The sequence below is a fragment of the Clostridium sp. ETTB3 genome (assembly GCF_053571985.1).
The window spans coordinates 1,794,505-1,817,483 of sequence record NZ_CP199832.1 but is presented as its reverse complement, the minus strand read 5'-3'; the positions used below and the strand labels follow the sequence as shown (position 1 = coordinate 1,817,483).

24 protein-coding genes are annotated in these 22,979 nt (G+C 24.2%); 19 read left to right on the top strand and 5 right to left on the bottom strand.

The annotated features are described in order from the left end of the window. Positions 1-172 precede the first annotated feature (172 nt). Positions 173-337, top strand: coding sequence for a hypothetical protein (locus ACUN06_RS08955; RefSeq protein ID WP_291735067.1), 165 nt, complete (start codon positions 173-175; stop codon positions 335-337). A 60-nt stretch (positions 338-397) separates the two neighbouring features. After that, positions 398-3,181, top strand: a complete 2,784-nt coding sequence (locus ACUN06_RS08950; RefSeq protein ID WP_449389668.1) for a helicase-related protein — start codon at positions 398-400, stop codon at positions 3,179-3,181. An 83-nt stretch (positions 3,182-3,264) separates the two neighbouring features. Here the strand turns inward: ACUN06_RS08950 and ACUN06_RS08945 are convergent, their stop codons facing one another. The 3 genes from ACUN06_RS08945 to ACUN06_RS08935 form a co-directional block, all read right to left on the bottom strand. Then, positions 3,265-3,480 (bottom strand): DUF2922 domain-containing protein, encoded by a 216-nt coding sequence (locus ACUN06_RS08945; RefSeq protein ID WP_291735062.1) that lies wholly within the window; start codon positions 3,478-3,480, stop codon positions 3,265-3,267. Between the two features lie 24 nt (positions 3,481-3,504). Then, entirely contained in the window at positions 3,505-3,723 is a 219-nt protein-coding gene (locus ACUN06_RS08940; RefSeq protein ID WP_291735060.1) for a DUF1659 domain-containing protein, read from the bottom strand. 170 nt (positions 3,724-3,893) lie between these two features. Continuing rightward, positions 3,894-4,574 carry a response regulator transcription factor gene (locus tag ACUN06_RS08935; RefSeq protein ID WP_449389667.1) on the bottom strand — a complete coding sequence of 227 codons (681 nt, stop codon included), beginning with the start codon at positions 4,572-4,574 and terminating at the stop codon, positions 3,894-3,896. Positions 4,575-4,885: 311 nt separating this feature from the next. Here ACUN06_RS08935 and ACUN06_RS08930 point away from each other — a divergent pair, with 311 nt between their 5' ends. Genes ACUN06_RS08930 through ACUN06_RS08920 form a run of 3 tightly spaced genes read left to right on the top strand, consistent with a single transcriptional unit; the run spans position 4,886 to position 7,756 of the window. Further along, positions 4,886-5,431 (top strand): DUF2800 domain-containing protein, encoded by a 546-nt coding sequence (locus tag ACUN06_RS08930; RefSeq protein ID WP_449389666.1) that lies wholly within the window; start codon positions 4,886-4,888, stop codon positions 5,429-5,431. 58 nt (positions 5,432-5,489) lie between these two features. Beyond that, on the top strand, positions 5,490-6,380 hold the full coding sequence (locus ACUN06_RS08925; RefSeq protein ID WP_449389665.1) for a hypothetical protein: 891 nt from the start codon (positions 5,490-5,492) through the stop codon (positions 6,378-6,380). Positions 6,381-6,430: 50 nt separating this feature from the next. Beyond that, the gene (locus ACUN06_RS08920; protein ID WP_291735051.1) at positions 6,431-7,756 is read left to right on the top strand and encodes a replicative DNA helicase; all 1,326 of its coding nucleotides are present in this window, start codon (positions 6,431-6,433) and stop codon (positions 7,754-7,756) included. A 265-nt stretch (positions 7,757-8,021) separates the two neighbouring features. On the opposite strand, the gene ACUN06_RS08915 is transcribed toward ACUN06_RS08920, so the two are convergent. Continuing rightward, entirely contained in the window at positions 8,022-8,462 is a 441-nt protein-coding gene (locus ACUN06_RS08915) for an Hsp20/alpha crystallin family protein (protein WP_449389664.1), read from the bottom strand. 413 nt (positions 8,463-8,875) lie between these two features. Here ACUN06_RS08915 and ACUN06_RS08910 point away from each other — a divergent pair, with 413 nt between their 5' ends. The 3 genes from ACUN06_RS08910 (at position 8,876) to ACUN06_RS08900 (ending at position 10,311) form a co-directional block, all read left to right on the top strand. After that, positions 8,876-9,610 carry a zinc ribbon domain-containing protein gene (locus ACUN06_RS08910; RefSeq protein WP_449389663.1) on the top strand — a complete coding sequence of 245 codons (735 nt, stop codon included), beginning with the start codon at positions 8,876-8,878 and terminating at the stop codon, positions 9,608-9,610. 98 nt (positions 9,611-9,708) lie between these two features. Continuing rightward, positions 9,709-9,846, top strand: coding sequence for a hypothetical protein (locus ACUN06_RS08905; protein ID WP_449389662.1), 138 nt, complete (start codon positions 9,709-9,711; stop codon positions 9,844-9,846). Positions 9,847-9,927: 81 nt separating this feature from the next. Further along, a complete protein-coding gene (locus ACUN06_RS08900) occupies positions 9,928-10,311 on the top strand; it encodes a hypothetical protein (protein WP_449389661.1) in 384 nt (127 codons plus the stop codon). A 318-nt stretch (positions 10,312-10,629) separates the two neighbouring features. Here ACUN06_RS08900 and ACUN06_RS08895 read toward each other — a convergent pair whose 3' ends face one another. Next, complete coding sequence (locus ACUN06_RS08895) at positions 10,630-10,884, bottom strand: DUF3303 domain-containing protein (RefSeq protein ID WP_366002393.1); 255 nt, start codon at positions 10,882-10,884, stop codon at positions 10,630-10,632. Between the two features lie 713 nt (positions 10,885-11,597). On the opposite strand from ACUN06_RS08895, the gene ACUN06_RS08890 reads away from it, so the two are divergent. The 11 genes from ACUN06_RS08890 to ACUN06_RS08840 all read left to right on the top strand — a co-directional run bounded on the left by ACUN06_RS08890 (position 11,598) and on the right by ACUN06_RS08840 (position 22,968). Then, on the top strand, positions 11,598-13,553 hold the full coding sequence (locus ACUN06_RS08890) for a hypothetical protein (RefSeq protein ID WP_449389660.1): 1,956 nt from the start codon (positions 11,598-11,600) through the stop codon (positions 13,551-13,553). A 1-nt stretch (position 13,554) separates the two neighbouring features. After that, on the top strand, positions 13,555-14,406 hold the full coding sequence (locus ACUN06_RS08885; protein ID WP_412344951.1) for a hypothetical protein: 852 nt from the start codon (positions 13,555-13,557) through the stop codon (positions 14,404-14,406). After that, positions 14,396-15,163, top strand: a complete 768-nt coding sequence (locus ACUN06_RS08880; RefSeq protein ID WP_449389659.1) for a hypothetical protein — start codon at positions 14,396-14,398, stop codon at positions 15,161-15,163. Before ACUN06_RS08885 ends, ACUN06_RS08880 begins: the two co-directional genes overlap by 11 nt. Before the next feature lie 67 nt (positions 15,164-15,230). Next, entirely contained in the window at positions 15,231-15,800 is a 570-nt protein-coding gene (locus ACUN06_RS08875; RefSeq protein ID WP_449389658.1) for a hypothetical protein, read from the top strand. Next, positions 15,779-16,585 carry a hypothetical protein gene (locus ACUN06_RS08870; protein ID WP_449390267.1) on the top strand — a complete coding sequence of 269 codons (807 nt, stop codon included), beginning with the start codon at positions 15,779-15,781 and terminating at the stop codon, positions 16,583-16,585. The genes ACUN06_RS08875 and ACUN06_RS08870 overlap by 22 nt, the downstream gene beginning before the upstream one ends. A 98-nt stretch (positions 16,586-16,683) precedes the next feature. Continuing rightward, complete coding sequence (locus ACUN06_RS08865) at positions 16,684-17,550, top strand: hypothetical protein (RefSeq protein ID WP_449389657.1); 867 nt, start codon at positions 16,684-16,686, stop codon at positions 17,548-17,550. After that, on the top strand, positions 17,535-20,033 hold the full coding sequence (locus tag ACUN06_RS08860) for a tetratricopeptide repeat protein (protein WP_449389656.1): 2,499 nt from the start codon (positions 17,535-17,537) through the stop codon (positions 20,031-20,033). The genes ACUN06_RS08865 and ACUN06_RS08860 overlap by 16 nt, the downstream gene beginning before the upstream one ends. Before the next feature lie 63 nt (positions 20,034-20,096). Beyond that, positions 20,097-20,282, top strand: a complete 186-nt coding sequence (locus ACUN06_RS08855) for a hypothetical protein (protein WP_449389655.1) — start codon at positions 20,097-20,099, stop codon at positions 20,280-20,282. A gap of 19 nt (positions 20,283-20,301) precedes the next feature. Next, positions 20,302-21,132: an NERD domain-containing protein gene (locus ACUN06_RS08850; RefSeq protein ID WP_449389654.1), complete on the top strand. Its 831-nt coding sequence runs from the start codon at positions 20,302-20,304 to the stop codon at positions 21,130-21,132. Between the two features lie 10 nt (positions 21,133-21,142). Then, on the top strand, positions 21,143-22,096 hold the full coding sequence (locus ACUN06_RS08845; RefSeq protein ID WP_449389653.1) for a hypothetical protein: 954 nt from the start codon (positions 21,143-21,145) through the stop codon (positions 22,094-22,096). A 314-nt stretch (positions 22,097-22,410) separates the two neighbouring features. Next, positions 22,411-22,968 carry a helix-turn-helix domain-containing protein gene (locus ACUN06_RS08840; protein ID WP_449390266.1) on the top strand — a complete coding sequence of 186 codons (558 nt, stop codon included), beginning with the start codon at positions 22,411-22,413 and terminating at the stop codon, positions 22,966-22,968. Positions 22,969-22,979 lie beyond the last annotated feature (11 nt).

The following is a 22,979-nucleotide window of genomic DNA, read 5'->3' as shown; positions in this document are numbered from 1 at the left end:
TTAAATAGTTATTATATTAATAATTTTTAATATCTAGTAAATAAGAAAAGGAGAATTCAAAATTATATTGAATTCTCCTTTTATAATATTTATTATTAATAGTTTTAGTTTTAGGAGAAAAATATATGGTTGTAGGTATATCTGCATAAGCAGTAAAAGGATAAAGTTATATATGAAATATAAGGTTATATTATTTGATGTTAATAAGGAAACCCATGATATTATAACAAAGGAAACTATAAATGATGAAAATGAACTATATAGTTTATGTTATAAAAATGGATGGAATATTGAATGGTATGATAAATATAAAGAAAAGCTAAATATAGTATATTGATTTTTCACAAAATGAAAATTCTAGCAAATGGTATAAGCAGATGCTAGAATTTTTATTTATATGGATAAAGGTTTAATATATAATAAGAGATATTGTAAAAATATTAGTAAGACACAAGGAAGTGATGGCGTGGGTTCAATTAAATGTACATTAAGAAAAGAAACAAAAAATGATATAGCTAAATTTATAGATAGAGAATTTATTAATGAAGCAATTAAAGAAATTACAATATACATAAAAACAACAAATAAAGTTCAAATTGATGATTCAAATTTTAATGAAAAAGATTCAAATTCAAAAGTAACCTTAAAAGATGGTGGTTCATTTAATGTTTATGATTATACATATGTAAAAGATTTTATATATGAATTATCTTGGGAAGGTTCATATATTCATGAATTAAAGGAAAATGAATTTACAAATGAAGTTGAAGAGGTATATAAATATCTGCCAAGAGAAATTGCAAGTGTTATATATGAAAAAGTAGCAAATGTAATGGAGGAAAGGAAGGAAAAATTATATAAGGAATTTAAAAAGAGATATAATGAAGATTTTCTATTTAATAGTGTAAGGTGGTACAAGAGAACACGTGATGGAAAAGTTTATTATGATATGAACTTAGAAGAGCTTAGCAGTGACAAAAAGGTAGCATTAGAAGAAAAAATAAAAGTAGAAATAGGAAATGGATTTAAAACAAGATGGGGAAGTCCAGTTACCTCTAAGGTAGCTCCATTAGAAGATAAGCTTTTATTAGATATATATGATAAGGGATGTGAATTACTGGGGATTGAAAATCAATATTCAACAGAAGTTGTAAAAGCTGATAATAGCTATGATGAAGAAAAGCTTACAGAGCTTATGATAGAAAATTGCAAAATAGCAGCAAACTTAACAAAGGGAATAAATAGGCTTAAGGTTAAGGTAGTTAATTCTATAGATAAAAGGTTAGATGACCTTATTAATATGAATGTATATAAAACTAAAGAGCATATGGAGTTATATTTAGAAAATGCAAGAACTATGGTCTTTGGATATTATAAAAGTATTAATTTACCTGGATTTAAGAGAAATCTTATTGGTAAGGAAGAAAAGATAAATAAAATAATAAATAAAATTGCAGTAATAGAAAATATAATTTATAAGGATTATTTAAAGGAAAATGAAAATACAGCTTCTATAGAAGAAATGAAAGAATTTAAGGAATGTATTCCTTGGATATGTATTAAAGGATTAGTATGGACAGTAGAAAATATCTATGTTAAAAATAAGGCAAAAGATGATATTAAGGAAATAATATTAGATAATCCAATAAATGAATATGAAAAAGCAAGAGCTATGAAAAGACACTTTTACCTTCATGTTGGAGAAACTAACACAGGAAAAACTTATGCTAGCATAGAAAGACTTATGGAAGCTGAAAGTGGAGTGTATCTTGCACCATTAAGATTACTTGCACTTGAAATTCAAGATAAGCTTAATTCTGAAAATATAGCATGTTCATTATTAACTGGAGAAGAAGAGAATATTCTTTCATATGCATATCATGTTTCTTCAACAATTGAAAAGCTTCAACTTGAAACACCGTATGATATTTGTGTTATAGATGAAGCACAAATGATAGCTGATAAGCAAAGAGGATGGGCTTGGACAAGAGCTATATTAGGTGTATTATCACCAGAAGTTCATATATGTATGGCACCAGAAGCCTTAGATATAGTTATAAAATTAATAAAAGATTGTAAAGATACCTATGAAATTATAGAGCATAAAAGAGATACAAAATTAATATTTGAAGATAAGCCTTTTGATTTAAATAAGGATGTTAAAAAAGGTGATGCATTAGTTGTATTTGGAAAAAGAAAGGCATTAGCAGTTTCAGCACAGCTTTTAAATAATAATATAAAAACAAGTATAATTTATGGTTCTCTTCCATATTCAACAAGAAAAAAACAATTTGAAAGATTTTTAGATGGTGAAACAGAAGTAATAGTATGTACAGATGCAATAGGAATGGGTGTAAACTTGCCAATAAAACGTATTGTATTTTTAGAAACAAGAAAATATGATGGTGTATCATTAAGAAAGTTAAATGTTTCAGAAATAAAGCAAATAGCAGGAAGAGCAGGACGTAGGGGAATTTATGATACTGGATATGTTACTGCTATGACTGATTGTAATTTAATAAAAAATGCATTAAATACAAAAACATCTAAAATTAAAAAATGTTATATAGGAGTTCCAGAGTCTCTTTTAGATATAAACATAGATATTATAGATACTTTAAAAACCTGGAGTGTAATGCCACTTAAAGGACATTATGAAAAAACAGATATAACAAGAATTACATATCTTTTAAATATATTAAAAAAACTTAATATAAATTCAAGCAAAGAAGATCTTATGAAGATGGCAACAATACCTTTTGAAGAAAATAATAAGGATGTTCAAAAGTTATGGGAAGAATATTGTAAAATGTATAGTTTAGGGGTAGTAAACTTAAAGAAGCCAGTTCTTAAGAAAAATATAAGTTCAAAGAAGGAATTAGATGAGCTTGAAACTTACTATAAGGAATTAGAATTAAATTATTCTTTTGGAAAGAACTTTAACATGATGATAAATAACAGATATATATCAATGGAAAAAGAAGATACAGCAAATAAAATAAATGAATTGCTTTTAACTAATCTTCTTGACCATGAAAGACTTTGTAGTATTTGTGGCAAAAAGTTACCTTGGGATTGTCAAAGTGATAAGTGTAGAGCTTGTAGGGATATGATTCAAGGAATTAAAAATGAAAAATATAGGCCTGTATTTAGGGGGCGTAGAAAGAGAAGAAGATATTAGTAATAAAAAGTAAAGGAGCAGTAGAATGACTTTTTTATCATTCTACTGCTTTAAATATTTTAAGGGAAAAGTTTATTTAATAATTAAACTTCAAATTTTGTGATTTCTTTTCCTGTAACTTGTGCAGATTGTTTAGATACATAAGCACCTTTTTTATTATAAAAGATGTTATTTTCTATTATACTATCCATAAGGGCTTGTACCTCAGATTCACTTACATTATTTTTAACACCAGATAAAGTAAATGCAGCTTTTTCACCAGATTCAGTTAAAAAAGTCATAGTTAATGTATATTCCATAATTCACACACTCCTTTTTATTTATTATTCTTCAATTTGAGATACTTCAGTTACATAAAAATAACCAGTATCTTTTTCAAGTAAGTTAGCAACTAATAATGCTACAGCTTGAACTTTGTCAGGAGCAGCATTTGAAACTAAGTTACCTATCTTCTTTTTTGTAAATCTTGGGTTACCATCTTTATCAGTACCAGATTTCACCTCGATTGATAATACAGTACTTTCAAGAGTTTTGTTTGCCATAATAAAATCCTCCTTTTTATTTAATTTTTAGTGGCTACATTTAAAACATATACTGGAAAAGAAAGTTTTTGCATTAAAATATATAATTTATTCTTAATGGGATAGCCTCCTTTGAAAATATATATTTTTAAATTCAGCATTAGTTGAATTTATACCTTAAAAACTACAAACTAAATTTCCTTACTTTTTAAAACATAGCCATATCCAGAAGCAGATTTTAGGCAAGTTAAATTAAGCTTTTTCCTTATCTTACATATATGAGCATCAATAGTCCTATCACTAACAACTTGAGAAGAGCCCCAAATAGAATTTAATATTTGTTCACGAGTTAAAACAATACCTTCACTTTTTACAAAAAGTCTTAAAATTTCTAATTCAGTCTTACTTAAATTAATTACCTTATTATTTAACATAGCAATTTTAGAGGAAAAATCAATTTTTAAATCATTATGTGTCCAAACATTATTAGTCAAATTAGAAATTGGATTTTGTGAATTTAAAATAAAGTTTATCTTTTTAAGTAATAAACCACTATAACAAGGTTTAACAACAAAGTCAGATATGCCTAAAGAAAGACATTCTTTTTGAAAAAGATAATGATTTATAGAAGTGTACATTATAACAGGTATGTTAACGTTGTCATTTCTGATAGTATTTAAAAATTTTATTCCATTCATCTTAGGTAAAACAAAGTCTAAAAGTATTATATCTATATCATTTTTCTTTAATGTAGAAAGTGCACTTTCTGCATTATCACAGCAAATAACCTTAAAGCCTTCTTTAAATAAAGCATTAATAATTTCATCATATTCTTTTAAATTATCATCTACCAATAAAATAGTTCTAAGCATAAACATTCCTCCTAAAAAATACTTATAAATTCTAATAATATTTATTTTTATAACAAAAATAAATATTAGATTCTAAAAATTAACAGTTTTTATTTTAAATTAACAACTTTAGGTTTTAATATAATATTTATTTTCTCACAATATTACAAAAAATGGAATAGTAAAAATAGAAAAAATTTTAAATGTTGCAAAAATTAACAAAAAAATTTTAAAAAGTTGCAAAAAGTAATAAAATTGCAACATTAATATTTTATAATTAATTTATAAGATAAAAGAGCTAAGGTAAATTTAATGGGAAATGGGGGATATTTATGAATAATAAAAATTTATTTATGAAACTAGATGATAAGTATATTAAGGAACTTATAATATTAAAGTTAAAGAGATATTATGAATTTGTAAAAGGTGAGGAATATAAAAATTCATTTATAAATTTAACAATTACTTATGGATATTCAGATTTTATAGAAATGTTATCAAGAATTGCATTAGAAAAAGTAGTTGAAAGAATAAGCGAAATTAGTGAGCAAGGAAAGGTAAGAATTTTATTTAATGAAGAAGTAAAAATTAATAATAAAAAGGGTGATTTATTAAAAACTTGTGATGTGATTTTATTTACTAATGAAACTGTGGAAGTAATAAGAATAGTACCAATGGAACTTGACATAATAAATGTTAATAATGATGATGAAAGTATGATTTTAGGAATTGGGGTAATTGATAAATTTGCAACACAAATGGATTGTAAGTATATAAATCTTACAGTTATACAACCAAACTTAATTACAACTTCAATATATGAGACAAGCATTAATAAGTTTTTACATGAATATGATTTTTCACTTATATGGAGTTAAATATTAAAATATTAAGCTGGCTAATAATAGCTCAGCTTAATAGTTTGGGGGAGAAGTTATGAGAAAGAATCATGAAATTATTAAATATATTTTCAGTGATAAGGAAATTAGTAAAGATGAAAAGTTTATATTTTTTAGTATTTTATCAATAATAAATGAAGTAAATAAAGAAGAAGTTGAAGTTTCAATTGCTAGTTTACTGGATATTTGTAATCCAATAGGAAAAAGAAAACTTTTAAATATTTTAAATTCATTAGAAACTAAGGGATATTTTAAAATAATAAAACAAACAGGAAAAATAAATAAATATAAAATTACCAAAAGTTATTTAAATAATGAATATGTTCATGAAGTTTATAATTATGAAAATACAAAAAGTAAGGTTAGGACTAGTAATCAAATAAGTAGTAGTCAAAATAATACTAGTAATCAAATAAATGGAGGTCAAATAGATACCAGTAAACAAATGGCTACTAGTCAAATTAATACTGCTTTCAATTATATAAATGATGATGAAAGCATTGAAAATAAAGGGTTTACTAACTATCATGAAAGTAATCAATATTATTTAAAGGATTATATATATAATAATATAAATAATATATACATTAATATATTTAATACTTGGAATAACATAAATATTAATAAAGAAAAGGTATTAAGGGATTACACTAAAAGGGTAATATACAAAGCTTTAGAAATTTATAAAGAGGAAGAGATAATAAAATCAATAAAAAATTATAAAAAAGTTTATATAAGTCAAAATCATTATTATAGCTATAGATGGACATTGATAAATTTTTTATCAAAGCCAAATGGAATTAGTAGATTTATGGACAATGGTGATATGTGGCTTGAATATAAATCAATTATTGAATCATCAAATGATGAATTTATAGGAGTTAGTGAATTAGATGATTTTGATATAGAAAGTTATATAGATATATAAATAATGAATATAAGAAAAGTTGATTATAGGGTAGAGGTTGGGGAAGGTTTATGTTAAGTAATGGTCAAATAGTATTAGAGCAAGAAATACTTGGTTCTTTATTTAAAAATGAGGACCTTATTATAAAAGCTAAGGAAAAGATAAAGCCAGAAATGTTTTTATATTCTAAGCATATGAATATATATTTAGGAATTTTAGAAATGGTAGAAAATAAAATGAAGGTAGAATTAATAACATTTTTGGAGTATCATAGAGGGAAAATTAATGAAATGGATGGAGTAACTTATGTTTCAGAGATATTTACATGTAGTATAAGTGATTTTGCTTTTAATACAAAGATGGATTTATTAATTGATAATTATAAAAAACATCTTTATATTGAAATGGCATCTAGGATAAATGAGGATATGTCTTTTGAAAGTATAGAAAGTGAAATTGAAAATGTAAAGGTTAAAATTCATAAATGTGGCATTAGAAAGGAACTTGAAATAACTAAACAATATGATGATTATGTTGAATGGCTTTATGAAGAAGAAAGAGATCAGGGGATGAGCACAGGAATTAGGGCTGTTGATAGATATATAGGTAATTTACAAACTGGAAGAGTTGTAACTGTATTTGCAAGAACTGGAGGAGGAAAAACTACTTTTGGACTTCAAGTAGCAGCTAATTTGGTTTTAAATGGATATAAGGTTATTTATGGAAGTTCGGAAATGTCAAGGAGAGAAGTATTTACAAAAATGGCTTCAAGTAATGCATCTGTAGCTTATAAATCAATTAATGAAAATACTATTAATGATAGTGAAAAAAGTAAAATAGCAGAGTTTATGTCAAAAATAATTAGTAATAAGTTTTATGTATCTATTGAAAATGACCTTAATAAGTTTATTAATGAAATTAAGCTTTATAAACTTCAAAATAATCTTGATGTTGTTTTTGTTGATTATGTAAATAAATATGTAGATCATAATGATAGGGATTTAATGACTAATAAGATAGGGAAAATAAGTGGTTTGTTTAAAAATTTGGCTGTAGAAGAAAATTTATGTGTTGTGTTAATTGCACAAGCTAATAGGATAGTTGATAAGAAGGGGGGAGATGCAGCAGTTGAAAAGTTGGAATCTAGTGATATTCAAGATAGTGCAAGAATTGAGCAGGATAGTGATCAGGTAATAGGGCTTTATAGAAATGTTAAGCTTGATGATAAAATTTATAGGGACAAGCTGTTTAGGCTTGGCAAGTTAAAGTATGAATCTAAAAATGCTGATGAAAATCCTGAATGTATTAATGCTGTAATTATTAAGAATAGGCATGGTGAAAGGGGTACATGTGCATTAAGGTGGAATGGAAGATTTTCAAGAATATCGGATTTTTAACGATAAAAAAAGCAACTGTAAAACTTAAAAATAGGTTTTACAGTTGCTTTTTTGCTATCAAGTTGGCAAGTGGAGAGTGGCAAGTGACAAGTGGCAAGTTAAGGAAAAAATTCAGCTTATGCTGAATTTTTGAAAATATATTATTAGAAACTCCTAAAGGAGTTTCTAATAAAGGAGTTTCAACCTAAACTTGTCACTTATTACTTGTAACTTGTTACTAATTTAATCTTTCAATCATAACTAAAAACTACTAACTAGTTAAAAGTTACTCTATTAAAATTCTATTGCTATTATTTTGTGTTAATTCTTTTTTAGGCAACTCGATATTTAAAACACCATTATCAAATTTTGCTTTAATAGCTTCTTTATTAACATTGTTAATGTAAAATCCTCTAGAAACTGAACCATAGCTTCTTTCACGCCTAATATAATTGTCTTTCTTTTCTTCATGTTCATTATTTCTTGTAGCTGAAATAGTTAAATAGTTATTGTTGTAATCAATGTTTATATCTTCTTTGTTTATTCCTGGTAATTCAGCATGAACAACGTATTCTTCAGGAGTTTCTTTTATATCAGTCTTAAAATTTCCACAAGACTTAAAGTCTGCTAACATATCATCATTAAAGAAATCATTGAACATGTCATTAATGCTTAATCCTTTGCTATTTTCTCCATTATTAAATTTAAAAGGTACTAAACCTAACATACAAAGACCTCCTTTATAAGTGAAATTCTAAATTTTAATTTAGTTAATTGAACTTACTCTTACAAATGAATGTGAGTAGTGAGTTTCATTTAATTAATAAATTTTGTGAAAGTTCAAAAGTTGTTTTTGTTAAGCTTAATTGAATTTTCTTTTTTATTGGAAGCTCTTTAATTACTTCCCTTATCTCTTTGTACAAGTATATTATAAGATTAAGGTCAGATAAGGTCAAATTAGTATAAGTGAGAATAGAGAAGTATAAGTGATAAAATGAAGGAGAGAGGTAATTGAAAATTAATTTTAAATAAGTTTAATTAGTTATGGAGGAATAAGATGTGATTTGAGGATTATGGGAAAATAATTTTTAAATTATAAAGAATTAAATTTAAGTTGAAATTTTTTAGGTGGTTTAGAAAGTGGATTTAATAAAATGTCCTGAGTGTAATAAAGAAATATCAGACAAGGTTAAGGCATGTCCTTATTGTGGATATCCCTTTGAACAACAAGAGGAAGCACAAAAGGTTGAAATTTCATCAGTAAATATTAAGATGAAAAAAGAAAATAAGAAAAAGATAATCATTTTAGTAATTATAATTTGTTGCGTAATAGTTGTTGGTTTTATAGGGTTTAAAGTTTATAAAAATGAACAGGCAAAAAAAGAAGCTGCAAGATATGAAATTGAAGTTGAAAATTATATTGATAATATAAATAAAATGAAGGTTCAAATGATAATTACAGGATCAGAAGCTGAAGGCTTAATGAATAAAACATCTATGGTTTGGAGTAATGCCATTTTTAAAAAGAGTGATAGCGAAACAGATAAATATACTATGGTTAATGGAGAATTTGTAGATGATTTCAATGATGCATTAAGTAATTTATTTTTAGATAGTGAAACTTTAGATACAATTTCTTCAATTAAAGATGGACAGGTTAAGGTTGCAAATATAATAAAGGATTTAAAAAATCCGCCAAAGGAATATGAAAAGGTATATGATACAATTACAGATTTATCTACAGTATTTATTTCAGTAACTGATTTTGCAATTAATCCTAAGGGGAATTTGCAAACATTTAATAAAAATGTACAAGAAAAGATAGATAAGTTTATGGATTTATATAATACATTAGATGCACAAATACCTAATTGATGCTTTAGGGAATTATTGAGTTATATTTTATTAATAATTTATTTTAAAAAATTATAAGAGTTAATTAAATTTAAAAAATTTAAGTTAGGGAAATAATTATGGAAAATTTAGTTCTTTATATTCATGGAAAAGGTGGAAATTCATTAGAAGTAGAGCATTATAAAAACTTATTTTCTTATTATGATGTTAAGGGCTTAGATTATAAATCAAATACTCCGTGGGATTTTATTGAGTAAGTCAATCACATAACAAATAAGATTGTGGAATAATATGGAAATATTATAATTGTTGCAAATAGTATAGGTGCTTATTTTGCAATGAATGCATTATCAAAAATGAAAATTAAAAAAGCTTTTTTTATTTCTCCAATTGTAGATATGGAAAAGGTTATTTTGAATATGATGACATTAGCAAATGTTTCAGAGCAGTTATTAAAAGAAAAGCAAACAATTAATACAAGCTTTGGTGAAACTTTATCATGGAATTATCTTAATTATGTTAGAAATCATCCAATTAAGTGGAATATTCCAACAGAAATTTTATATGGGGAAAATGATTATTTAACATCATTAGAAACAATAAGTGATTTTGCAAAGAATAATAATGCAGGAGTTACTGTTATGAAAAATGGTGAGCATTGGTTTCATACAAAGGAGGAAATGGATTTTTTGGATAAATGGATTAAAAGTAAATTGGATTAGTTTTAAGGAATAAATGGTTTTGAAGAGGGGTGGAATTAAATGGAAGTGTTTAATTAACAATGAAACACTAAGTAGATTTGTGTTTTTTAGATATCCTCGTTTTTCACAAATCTATCATAAAAAATAAGCATAGATATATATCACTAAAGTGATTTTCATCTATGCTTATATTGTACAAATCCATCTACTGTCCCGTTTGTATTTTCATAAGATTATTAATTGATTTGCATTTGTAATAATTTCATCAATCTTATCAATATTACTAATTTCTTTGTTTTTTATTCTTATGATGTTTCTCTTTTCATAATTAGTAGTTGTCTATTTATTTGCCATTTTATCACTCATCTCTTGACTACTAATAACAGGAATAAATTCAAAATCGGTAACATCATTCCAGTTGGAAGACCATTCATACAATAATTCTTCATTCTGTGCTTCATTAATTTGATAACAGGTATTCCCATCTTCTGAAACCCAGCTATTAACATAGCTTACACCTTCGGGCATCATCCTGCCTTTTTCTCTGAATCTCTTATAAACTGCCTCTTTATTTTTATATTTTTCTATTACCATGTATAGAATAATGATTACCTCCTTAATTTCAAATTTGTAAATCTAATAAAATATGAGTTTTGTTTATTCTTTATAATATCATAAAAGTAGAGCTAATGAATAAATTTTACATTTATATATTAACCCTATTTTTTATCATACTTTGTCTACAGTTTGAAATGGAGGAGGGATGTATCATCCATTTCAACATATTACAATAATTGAAATAGTGAAATAATATTTTTTAGTATCTTTTTAGGGTTTTAAAAACATCATTATGAAATTTAGCTTTAATAGTTTCTTTATTAACAGTGTTAATGTAAAATTCCTTAAAAACTAAACCATAACTTCTTTCAGGCTTAATATAATTATCATTTTTTTCTTTATTTTTATTGCTTATTGTAGCAGAAATAGTTAATAAAGATAATATGGAGCACTTAAATAAATTAGTTAAAAAATAAAGTTATAACAACAAAGAATATTTTATAATAAGCACTTACTTAAATGTAGGTGCTTTTAATATATATTTTAAATATTAAAAAAATAATTACTAATAATAACTTATATGTAATTAAAATAGTTAAATGGAATAATAAACTGCAGAAATATAAACAATATTCGACATGGAAATTATACATAATAACGTATAATTAGAATTAAATAAAAATATAAATAAAATAACTAAAGTTATAATATATGATTAAAAATTAAAATCATCAATAAGGGGTAAAAGTATGTTTAATATATTTAAGGAGAGTAAAAATAAAAGTTTATGGAAATTTTCCGTTATTCCTGGAATAGAAGAATCAACCTTTAATAAAGTTTTAGAAAGATTTTATGATTTAGGTATATCAGGACTTGTTAGAGAAAATATTCAAAATTCATTAGATGGAAAAATACCTGGAGAAACTGAACCAGTAATAGTTACAATAAAAACAGGAAAAGTAAATAAAAATGATATACCAGGATTAGATAATATAAAAGAAAGAATAGAGTGTCTTGTAGGTCATAATAGTTATACTAAAGAAACTATAGAACATATGCAAAATAAAATGAATCAAGATGAAGTTGATTATATATCTTTTGAGGATTATAACACAAAAGGATTAAGAGGGGCTAAAAATGGACAAAGCTATAGACCAGAAGATACATGGGGAATTTATGCATATAACAAAGGTGTTCATTCAGAGGAAGAGGATAGTACTTTAGAAAAATCTAGAGGTGGATCACATGGAATAGGAAAAATAGCTTCTAATGCAGCCTCAGAGTTACATATGATGTATTTTGCAAATTGTGATGATGAAGGAGATAAGCATTTAGGGGGAACAGTACAGTTAATTGAGCATAAGTATAAAGATAAATATTATCGTTCTACAGGATATTTTACTGACATAAAGAAAATTGAAAATAATGAGGAAAGATTTTATCCTTATGAAAATACTTTTAGTGAAATATTTAAAAAAGATACTAGAGGTTTAAAAATAATAATACCATTTTTAAGAGAACAATTTAATAATGAAGTAGATATTATAAAGAGTATATGCGATAGTTTTTTCATTGCAATACTTGAAAATAAATTAGAAGTTATAGTAAATGATAAAAATATAAATAGTAAAACTATTAAAAAGTATATAGAAAATAAAAAGTATTACAATCAAGATATATCAGAAATGAAAGAGGAATTTACTCCATTATATTTAAGCACGTATACTAAGAAAAAACCTATGCAAGTTACAATAGAAGATACAAAAGAAAAGTACAATTTCAATTTATATTTTAACTATGATGAGTCTATTCCAAAAGGTCGTGTAGCTATAATTAGAACTATAGGTATGAAAATTGAAGATAAAAAGGTTAAGGGAAATGTAAACAAGCCTTTTAATGCAGTCTTAATACCAGATTCAACTAAAGAAGATGCATTTTTAAAATCTCTTGAAAATGAATCACATACACAACTTTCTTTTGAGCATATAAAAGATCAAAACCTACAAAAAAATGCTAAGAGATTTATAAATAATATATCTAAAGTAATGGCAAAAATCATTGAAGATGAAATTAAAAAGAGTAATCCAACAGATGGGATTATGAATACTGAAGATGTATTGTACTATGTGGAAAATCAATTTAAGCAAGAGTTAGCTAATTGTCTTGGAACAGTAAAGTTAAGTAGTGGAGATAAAGAAAAAACTATTGTAAAGGTTGAACAAGATATTCCAGAAAAGAAGGATCCTAAAGATAAAAACAATAAAAAGAAGAAAAAGAAGAAACCTTTAAAAAAGATAAAAAATAAACCAAGAAATGATGAAAGTGATACTGAACAAGAAGTAAATGAAGTAAGTCCAGAAAAGTTAACAACTTATAGTACACATCCTGATAGAGTAGATAGATTAATTATAAGAGATAAAGAATATGTAAAATTTGATTTTACAGATAGTGATGAAATGAAAAAAGTAAAACTTTGTGACATTACATTATCAGTTGTTGATGGAATGGGTGTAGAGTATAGTAATGAATTTAATATGAAAGATAATTATGAATATGTAATAGATAAGGCTACAGGACATAAATGTAAAATAGAAAATAATTTAATTAAAGATGTAAAAGTAGTTAAAGGTAATGTACAAATAGAATTAAAGCTAAAGGAAAATTATAATAAGGCTTTAAAATTTATGTACTACGTGGAGGTGTAATATGATTTACAAGAAAGATGCGAATTTTCCATATCCTATATTAACAAATACATCAAATAGTTATGATAATTGTAGTTTTATATTAGATATTGATTTAGAAGAAAATACTAATGAGTATATATTTGAAATAAAATATGATATTACTTCTCCATTTATCCAGGGATTACTTAAAAATGGACAAGCAACCTTAATATTAATTATTAAGTCTAAAGATAATAAATTTTTTAATATTGAATATGGGCAAAAAAGTAAGAGTATTCCAAAGTCAAGAATATCATTGAGTAATAAAACTACAATTCAATTATTTATACAATCAAATGAAAAAATTAACTTTAAAAATAATCATGATTTGGATCATTTTTATGATGAATTTAGAAGTGAGGTAGAAGTGCCTAAAAATGCAATATTAGGTTTTTCTAATAGTGTAATATTTAATGGAAGTAATAATAAACCTTTAGAGTTATTTGAAAAAAAGGTTAATCCAAATTTAAAGTCAGGTGTAAAAATTGAACTTGGTAGTGAAACAATTATTATAAATTATAAGAATGAATCTTTACAATTTACAGATCTACCACAAAGTAGTACATTTAATAATCCTTATGTATATATGGGATTACAAAAAGCTTTATATAGATTTATTGTAAATAATAGTGAGGATCATGAAAGTGTTGATTTAGAGGAAATGGAACCACCAAATGATGGGTTAGATTTTAAATTATATAATCTTATGAGAAAGAAAAAGATTAGTGAATTAAATATAGAAAATATTGATGAAGTTATTTATTCTATATCAGATAAGATGTTAGAAAAATATACGGCTGCAGTAAGGAGGTTATATTCTAATGGAAATTAGGCTTTTAAAGAATGGATATAAGAAAAGTGAACGGTTTTATAATGACTTTTTAGAAGATCAAATAAGAAGTAATGATGATTATTTTAGTGGAGATGTAGTTTATATAGACGAAGCACCTGATTTTCCAATTTATATGGGAAGAGGTAGTGAAAGTGAGAAAAAGGAATTATTTATTGAAGCTGTAAATGTGATATCTAAATATTATTTGAAAACTGATAGAGATGTACATTTTGATGAGTTATTTTGGCATTCACTGTTTACTGTTTATAAAAGAGAGTATTTACTTGAGAAATATCCGCAGATAAAGGAGGGTAAAAAAGAGTTTGATACTGTAGTGGTTAAGAATTTTGATTGGCAAAATTATATCTATAAGTGTGTACTAGCAGCACAGTATGTAAATGATAATGTTGAAACTGAAGAGGAAAGACAAAGATATTATGAGCTGATCTTTGATAATCTTGATTTGTATAATTATATTATTAAATATGAGATTTTTAGAAATGATAAGTTTTTATTAAATATTTTAGATATTATTGATGAATTGGATTTAGCTAAGGTAATGAAAGCTAAGATAAAGAATAGACCTGATCTTGGTAAGGATGAACGTGTTGGCAGAAGGGTTATATTTGAATTTAATAAGAGTTATCCTGTAGTTTTATCTCCTATGCTTGATAAGGAAAGTTTGAAGGAGCCGTTTTTGGAGTATTTGAGTTATTATTATGATATAAGTGAGATAAGAGAAAAGATAAAGCATTAAGGAATAATTCAAGTATAAAATATAATTGAAAGTAACAGAAAACTTTTATGAATAGGAGGGAATTAAAATGATAAAATTTTATATTCATAAAGCGGTCATAAAGAAGATTAAGAGAGAGCAAGCTCTTTTTGATGAATTAAATAAATATATATATAATTACAAAAATATGTTAGTTGAAAATGATATACAGATAAAATATATAATTGATCCACTTTATGAAGGTAAAATATTGTATAGGGATAAGATAATTTTTGATGTTGCAGATGATTTAGAATCACTTATAATCTGGAATATTGGAGATTATAGTGATATGAAAGTAGTATCATTACTAGAATCAGAGTATAAGCATAATAATCTAGTAGAAGTAATAGAAGGTAATCAATTTTTAGAAAAAGAAATAGAAGATGATTATGGAAAAATTCAAAGGTGTCTAAGAGAGATAATAAACTCAAAAAGTATAGAGTTTGATTATTATTTAGATAGTAATCAAAAAGAAGTTATTGAAAAATTTATAGATAATAAAGAAATTATACAAGCTATATCTGGAGCTGCTGGTTCAGGTAAAACATTAGTGTTGCATAGATTAGCTTATGAAGAAATAGAGAATTTCTTTATATTGTATTTACAAAGACATTAAAAGATAAATTTAATGATTTTATTTACGATTTAGTAGAATCGAAAAATAATAATATAGAAATAAAAGATAAAGCTAATGTTTATACATATGAAGAGTTTTTGAGAGATTATCTATCACCGATACTAGGAATAGAAAAAAATAAATATATTACATTTGATGAATGTGAAGATTTAATAAAAAGAATAATAAAAAAAAGCTTTAGTAAATTAAAAGATAATACTTTCTTAGGAATACATAATAGTGAGCTTGTAAGAATGATTATGTCTCTATTAGTAGATATAAAGTTAGATGACTCAGATGAAGTAATAGATACGATAGTTAGGGAAAAATTAATTAAGCTTATTAGTAGAAAAGAAATAAATTTAAGTGATAAAAATATAGATAATATAATTTCTATAGTAATTGAATATAAGGTTGAGGTAAAAAAATTAAGAAAAAAGCTATTATGGGGTGATTACCTTAGCGATATAAATGAAGCATTAAAATATAATAAAAACTATTCAAATTATGATGCAGTTTTAATTGATGAAATGCAAGATTTATCTCAAGTAGAGTATAATTTAATTGATAAATTTTTAGAAAATCAGAATACAAATAAATCTAAAATAGTTTTAGCTTATGATTTAAATCAAAGAATATCATTAGAAGGAAGCACTATTAGAAATTTAAAAAATAGAGTTAATTGTGATGTAACAAATTTAAAGTATAGTTATAGAAATTCATATAATATACAAAAGTTTGCTAAGAATTTCATTGAAAATATAGAAGAGAGTGAAAAAAATTAAAAGCTAATATAAATTCTAATAAGGTAAAAATACTTATTGAAAGAGATATTAATTATGTTATAGAAAAAATAAAAAATTCATTTATGCCAGAAAGCGATTTGAATATAGGAATATTAGCTTTTGGAGATAGTTATCATAAGTATTACAATGATTTTATAGATGAATATGGAAGAAATAAGATAGTTGGTATTGAATATTTTAATGAAGAAAATATAAAAGGACTAGAATTTTCAAATTTAATAATTTTAGATTTTATGAGTCTTTTAGATGCAAGAGAAATAGTATCTGATATAGATTTTAGAAAATGGTATGTAGGTATAATTAGAGCAAGTGAAAATTTAATGATACATTTTTCAAGTGAAGAAGAGTTAAGAAATTTAAATACTATAATATATGAAAAGTTTAAAAATAAAATTATAGATGAACATTTGCATGTAGATAACTATATAAAGTTAACTAAAGATAGTGAAACTGCATTTGATGAATTTACTAAAGATTTATTAGTATCATTAGGTGGAGAAAGTAAAGCAATTTTACTAAATGAAGGTAAATCCTTATTAGAAACTTATGAAAAAACATTAAATAAAGATATTTTAGATGATGGAATAAATATTTTTTATAAATTAAAATCCTTTAATACTTTAATTAGTCTATTAAGGGCAATAAAAGTACAAAACAATAATATATATATAGAAATAGTTAATGTTGCCATAATATTAGATGATAAAGAAATAGTATATATTTATTTTAACAAAGTACTAAAAAATGACAGAAATAAATTAATGCTATTTGCATTAAGAAATAATAAAGAAATTGCAGATTGCTTAAAAGATGATTTTAATATTAAATTTGATAAAGATAAATATATTAAAAAGTTATATGATAATATAAATACTTTAAAAAAGGAGCGTAATCATAATTCAATTATAAGATTATATGAAATGAAGAGTTGTATGATGAAGTAATTGATTATTATAGCGGAACTAGAAATTATAACTATGATCTTGATGCAAAAAAATGTATAGGTAAAGCATATAAGAGATTGAATAGAAATGAAGAAGCTATAAACTTTTTTATACAAGAAAATAATATTGAAGAAGCAATTAGATTGTGTGAACTTCAAGGTAATTATATGAAAGCATACAATATATCTATAGATGAATTTAAAAAGGTATATTCTAAAAAGTATATTCAAAAAATAAAAAACTTAGGTGAAAAGATAATAGATTTATCACTTAAGATAAAAAAAGAAGAGGTATATTTAAGTGCATTAAAAATTTCAGATAAAATAAATCATTATAAAAATCATAATATATATTTTGAACTTTACTTATTAACATTAGATATAAAATATAATATAGAATCAATAAAAATATATTATGAAAAAGATGATTTTAACGCAGTATTAAGATGTTTTGAAAAAGCTAGTAAGGAAATAGAGAAAAATAAAGATAATGAAGTTTTATATATGGTGGCTAATTCTTATGAGAATCTTAATTTAAATAATGATGCTGCTAAAATTTATATAGCAATAAATGATTATATTAAAGCAGTAGAACTACTTTTTAATGATAAAAAATATGATGAAATAATTGATATATATGAAAATAAGAATAGTGATATATATGATAATAAATATGGAAATATGATTATTGAATCATATGATAATACTAAAAGTGTAAATAAAGCAATAGATGTGTGTTTTAAAATTAATAATATGGATAAGGCAATAGAGGTTTATTATAATAATGAACTTTTGAAAGAAGCAATTACTGTATATAAAGAAAATCAAGCCTTTGATTATGAAAATAGAACATATAAAATTTTAGAAAAATGTACAAGTAACTCAAAAGATTTTAAATTACATGCATTTATATGTCATTATAAAACTAAAGAATTTGGAAAAGCTATAGAATCTTATTATGAATTAGAAAATAAAAGTGACATAATTAAGGTATATGAAGAAGAATGTAAATTACCAATTGAAAAAGAAACAATTAGAAAGTTAATGTTTAATACAGATGTTAGTAATGAAAGAGTTGAAGAGCTGATTATTAAGATTATAGAGTCTTATGAAACATTTAATAAAATAGAAAAGGCATTAAATTTATACTTAGCAATTAATAATAAATCAGTAGCAAATAGAGTAGTAGAAATTTATTATGAATTGAAAAAATATAAAGAGCTTATAGAGTATAAGAATAAAATTATTGCTGATTATGAAGTTAAGAGTTATGAATATATAGCAAGAGCTTATGAAGAACTTAAAGACTTTAAAAATGCTATTGATATGTATTTAAAGATATCAATAAATAAAAAATATATTTTTGAAGTTTTAAGACTTGGTGAGTATTTAGATTATGATAGTGCGAATAAATTAAATACAGCATTAAAAGCAACCTATGACTTTACTAATAAAGAAAAAGAAATTATAGAAGATAGATTAATAAGTTATATTTATAGAGAGTTTAATTTAATAAAGGAAACCCTAAAAGTAAATGATCTTATTGAAAATAGAAAGAGAAAAAATTACTTTAGACTTTATTTAGATATAATAGAAAACAATTGTAAAAATAAAGGTGATAAAGTTATCAAAGATATTTTTGATTTTGTAATTAAAAATAATAATGAGAAAAATTTAATAGATGATGAATATGCTTATAAATTCTTTATTCAGTATTATTATAAATTCAATTATTTATTTAACTCTAGACAATATAAATTAAATAGCATGGTAAATAATGTAGTAGAGAAAAATCTTAAAATATTTGCTGAGAAAAATAATGATACATATAAAGAGGCAAATAAATTAATTAGTAAAAATAGAGAGCTTATTAAAGAAGCTAATACTTGGTTTGAAAATACGGCTAATGATTTATTATTATGTACTAGCATTGAAGATTATAATGAAAGTAATATAAAAATATCTAAAGTTGAAAGTTTAATTGATAGAATAAATGGAAATATTAAAAAAATATATAATAAGCAAGAAAGTATTTGGAAATTATTAGATGGATTTACCGATTTGTTTATAAGATATGATGGATTTAGCTTTAGTGCAGGAAACAATAAGAAATATAAAGATGAAGGAAATAAATATGAAAAGTTAGCAAATGATTTAAAAGGTATGATTTCTACTATACAAGATATAGAAAAGAAATGTGTAGCACTAAAATATATATTTGTGAGAATTGAAGAAGAGAATACAATTACTAGGGAAATAAAAGAAGAAATAAAAGTTGCATGTGGATTTAGACAGATTGATATAGAGAAAGAGAAAAGTAAAGTTATAGAAAAATCCAATATAGATGATATGAAAGTTAAAAATGAGGATGTTAAAAAAGTAGAACCTATAGATAGTGAAAAAGTAATAGATTTAACAGAAAATATAAAATGTAATGAAGATATAGAAGAATTAGATAAGTCATATTTAATGGAAGACTTATAAGTAAAGAAAAATACAGAGCTTTTAAAGGCTACAGAAGGACAAAAAGAATTAACAGTAAATGATATGAAGAAGGAAAGTAAAGAAAAAATGGAAGATGTAAATGAAATTATAGATAATGCAAAATTTGAACAACAAATAAAAATGGCCAAGAATGCTATAGAGAATAATTTAGATGATGATGTAATAGAAAAAATAACTGAATTATCAAAACGAGATTTAAAAATTATAAGAATAGCACTGAATTGTTAATAAAGAATAGAGGTATAAAATGGCAGTATTATTTCCAAGCAAAGAAGAAATTTTAACAACTAAACCTGCTCCAACAGAAGGAGAATTATTTTTAATAAATAAGTTTGAAGAGTACTTAGATGACTCCTATGAGATTTATTTTCAGCCGTTACTAAACGGAGACAAGCCCGATATTATAATTTTAAGAAAAAAGGGCGGAATTTTAATTATAGAGGTAAAAGATTGGGAATTATCAAATTATAGAATAGATAATAGAGGAAATTTTAGTTTAAGAAAAAACAATGCATATATAAAAAGTCCAATACATCAAGCATTAAGATATAAAAAAAGTATATGTGAACTACATATGCCTATGTTAGAAGATGCGAGTATGAGAAAAAATAATATAAAAAATGTAGTTCAAATAGCTGTATATTTTCATAAGGAAAACTCAAGTTCACTTAGTTATTTACGAAATGTATCAAATATTAGTAGTAATATTATGGGAAGAGATAATATTACTAAAAGTGGCATTGATGCATTAATGAGAAATACTAGAATAAATGGAAGTAGTATATATTTTAATGAAGAGTTATACATAGAAAGCAAAAGAATACTACAACCATCATTTCAATTGTATGAAGATCGAATAAACATCAGTTTAGATGAAGAGCAAATGGAGTGTGCTAAAAGTAAAGTAGGTAATTATAAAATAAAAGGTGTTGCAGGTTCAGGAAAAACAATTGTATTAGCAGAGCGGGCGGCTAATTGTTATAAAAGAACAAAGGGAAAGATATTAATACTTACTTATAATATTACATTAAAAAATTATATAGAAGAAAGAATTGGACTAGCATTACAAAAAAAATAATATAGATAGAATGATAAGAAAAGAATTTGTAATTACAAACTATCATCAATTCATTAATAGTATGGCTAATAACCATTCTATTACGATCAATCTAGAATCATATGATAATATAGAATTATTTAATGGTATAGACTTAAGTTATGATAAGTTTGATGGAATTTTTATAGATGAAGTTCAGGACTTTAAATATGAATGGCTTAAAATAATAAAAGAAAATTTTCTTAAGAAAAATGGTGAATATTTATTAGTTGGTGATGAAAAGCAAAATATTTATGATAGAGAGTTAGATAAAGAAAATAAATGTAAAACTAATGTAAGAGGAACGTGGAAGACGCTAAAGAAATGTTATAGATTAAAGGAGAAAACAGCAATTGTTGCACAAAAGTTTCAAAGTGAATTTTTATCTGAAAAATATTCAAGTGATGAATTTGAGATAGTATATCAGCAAAATTTATTTAGTGATAGTCATATAAAGTATAAGAAAGTAAATGAAGATAATGATTATACAAAGATTGTAGATGATATTATTAAATATGTAAAAAGTAATTCACTTAATAATAATGATATAGCTATTATTTCACCAAGGGTTGAAAGTGTTAGACAAATAGAAGAGATTTTAAGAAAAAATTATAAAATATTATCTACAATAATGCATGAAACAGAAGAGCAATATCAAGATATTATTGATAAAAATGATAAAGATAAAGCAGAAAAAAAATTAACATCAATTAGAAGGGCTAAAAAGTGTAATTTTAGAATGAATGATGGAAAAATTAAGCTATCAACAATAAAAAGTTTTAAAGGGTGGGAAATACATACGTTGTTTTTATTATATGATGAAAATTGTGAAGAAGAAAATATGTATGTTTCTATTACAAGAGCAATTAGTAGTCTTTATGTTATTAATTTAGGAGCAGATAAATATGATAATTTCTTTAAGAATATAACCAAAAGCTTTGAATAAGTTTTACATAAGAGGTTACTTAAATGTGATAAATTAGAACTGTTAAAAATTATAAATATCAAAGGTTGAGTAATTGGTTTAAAATGATGAATAAGCTTTAAGTATTATAAATTATCATAAAAAATAATATGTAAAAATTAGTAAAGGTAGTTGATTAAATGTAACTACCTTTTCGCAAATAATGGTATATAAAATATTGATCTAGACAATAAAAGGTTGTACAATATAACTATATTGACTAAGACAATAAAATCTAGTTTGTAAAGTGTGGTGGTAATATAAAAGGGTTAGAATATATATTAGCTTTGTATGATATGCAACATATAGAACTAGCAGAAAAACTGGGTATAAAGAAACAAAATATTAATATGTGGATAAAAGGAAAACAAAATATTCCTAAAAAATATCTTCCTATATTAGAAGAACTATTTGGGATAAAGGCTGAGTACTTTAGCAAAAATATTGATGAAATAGATAAGTTAGAAATACAAAAGGAAAAGCTAAAAAGAGACTTAAAGCCAATAATAAAAAATGAGCAAGCCGTTTATTTTGGAGAAGATATTAACGATATGGTTAAAGTTCCTACATATGATAAAGAAGAAATAAATTCTTTAGAGAGGAATATTGAAAAGGCTAAATTAATTAATAGATTTAAGAATTCTCTAGAAATAGCAGATCCTAATCCTTATATTGATATATACAAGCTTGTGGTAGAGGTTTTAGAAAAAGGACAACATGAAAGTATAGTTCATAAAACAATCGAAGCTCTTGCTCATTACTTAGAAGTGTTACCGGAAGGTATAACTACAGGAGAAGAGCAAGCAGAGTTTGAAAGTGAAATATTTGAAGTTTTTGATGACAATAATTTTTAAAAAGTAATTAA

Bases quoted from the DNA above. Each gene is read 5' to 3' on its own strand.
- ACUN06_RS08920 (WP_291735051.1), top strand. From the start codon at position 6,431: ATGTTAAGTAATGGTCAAATAGTATTAGAGCAAGAAATACTTGGTTCT.
- ACUN06_RS08935 (WP_449389667.1), bottom strand. From the start codon at position 4,574: ATGCTTAGAACTATTTTATTGGTAGATGATAATTTAAAAGAATATGAT.
- ACUN06_RS08905 (WP_449389662.1), top strand. From the start codon at position 9,709: ATGGAAAATTTAGTTCTTTATATTCATGGAAAAGGTGGAAATTCATTA.
- ACUN06_RS08930 (WP_449389666.1), top strand. From the start codon at position 4,886: ATGAATAATAAAAATTTATTTATGAAACTAGATGATAAGTATATTAAG.
- ACUN06_RS08855 (WP_449389655.1), top strand. From the start codon at position 20,097: ATGAAGAAGGAAAGTAAAGAAAAAATGGAAGATGTAAATGAAATTATA.
- ACUN06_RS08885 (WP_412344951.1), top strand. From the start codon at position 13,555: ATGATTTACAAGAAAGATGCGAATTTTCCATATCCTATATTAACAAAT.
- ACUN06_RS08915 (WP_449389664.1), bottom strand. From the start codon at position 8,462: ATGTTAGGTTTAGTACCTTTTAAATTTAATAATGGAGAAAATAGCAAA.
- ACUN06_RS08950 (WP_449389668.1), top strand. From the start codon at position 398: ATGGATAAAGGTTTAATATATAATAAGAGATATTGTAAAAATATTAGT.
- ACUN06_RS08925 (WP_449389665.1), top strand. From the start codon at position 5,490: ATGAGAAAGAATCATGAAATTATTAAATATATTTTCAGTGATAAGGAA.
- ACUN06_RS08940 (WP_291735060.1), bottom strand. From the start codon at position 3,723: ATGGCAAACAAAACTCTTGAAAGTACTGTATTATCAATCGAGGTGAAA.
- ACUN06_RS08880 (WP_449389659.1), top strand. From the start codon at position 14,396: ATGGAAATTAGGCTTTTAAAGAATGGATATAAGAAAAGTGAACGGTTT.
- ACUN06_RS08850 (WP_449389654.1), top strand. From the start codon at position 20,302: ATGGCAGTATTATTTCCAAGCAAAGAAGAAATTTTAACAACTAAACCT.
- ACUN06_RS08840 (WP_449390266.1), top strand. From the start codon at position 22,411: ATGCAACATATAGAACTAGCAGAAAAACTGGGTATAAAGAAACAAAAT.
- ACUN06_RS08845 (WP_449389653.1), top strand. From the start codon at position 21,143: ATGATAAGAAAAGAATTTGTAATTACAAACTATCATCAATTCATTAAT.
- ACUN06_RS08955 (WP_291735067.1), top strand. From the start codon at position 173: ATGAAATATAAGGTTATATTATTTGATGTTAATAAGGAAACCCATGAT.
- ACUN06_RS08890 (WP_449389660.1), top strand. From the start codon at position 11,598: ATGTTTAATATATTTAAGGAGAGTAAAAATAAAAGTTTATGGAAATTT.
- ACUN06_RS08895 (WP_366002393.1), bottom strand. From the start codon at position 10,884: ATGGTAATAGAAAAATATAAAAATAAAGAGGCAGTTTATAAGAGATTC.
- ACUN06_RS08945 (WP_291735062.1), bottom strand. From the start codon at position 3,480: ATGGAATATACATTAACTATGACTTTTTTAACTGAATCTGGTGAAAAA.
- ACUN06_RS08875 (WP_449389658.1), top strand. From the start codon at position 15,231: ATGATAAAATTTTATATTCATAAAGCGGTCATAAAGAAGATTAAGAGA.
- ACUN06_RS08900 (WP_449389661.1), top strand. From the start codon at position 9,928: ATGAATGCATTATCAAAAATGAAAATTAAAAAAGCTTTTTTTATTTCT.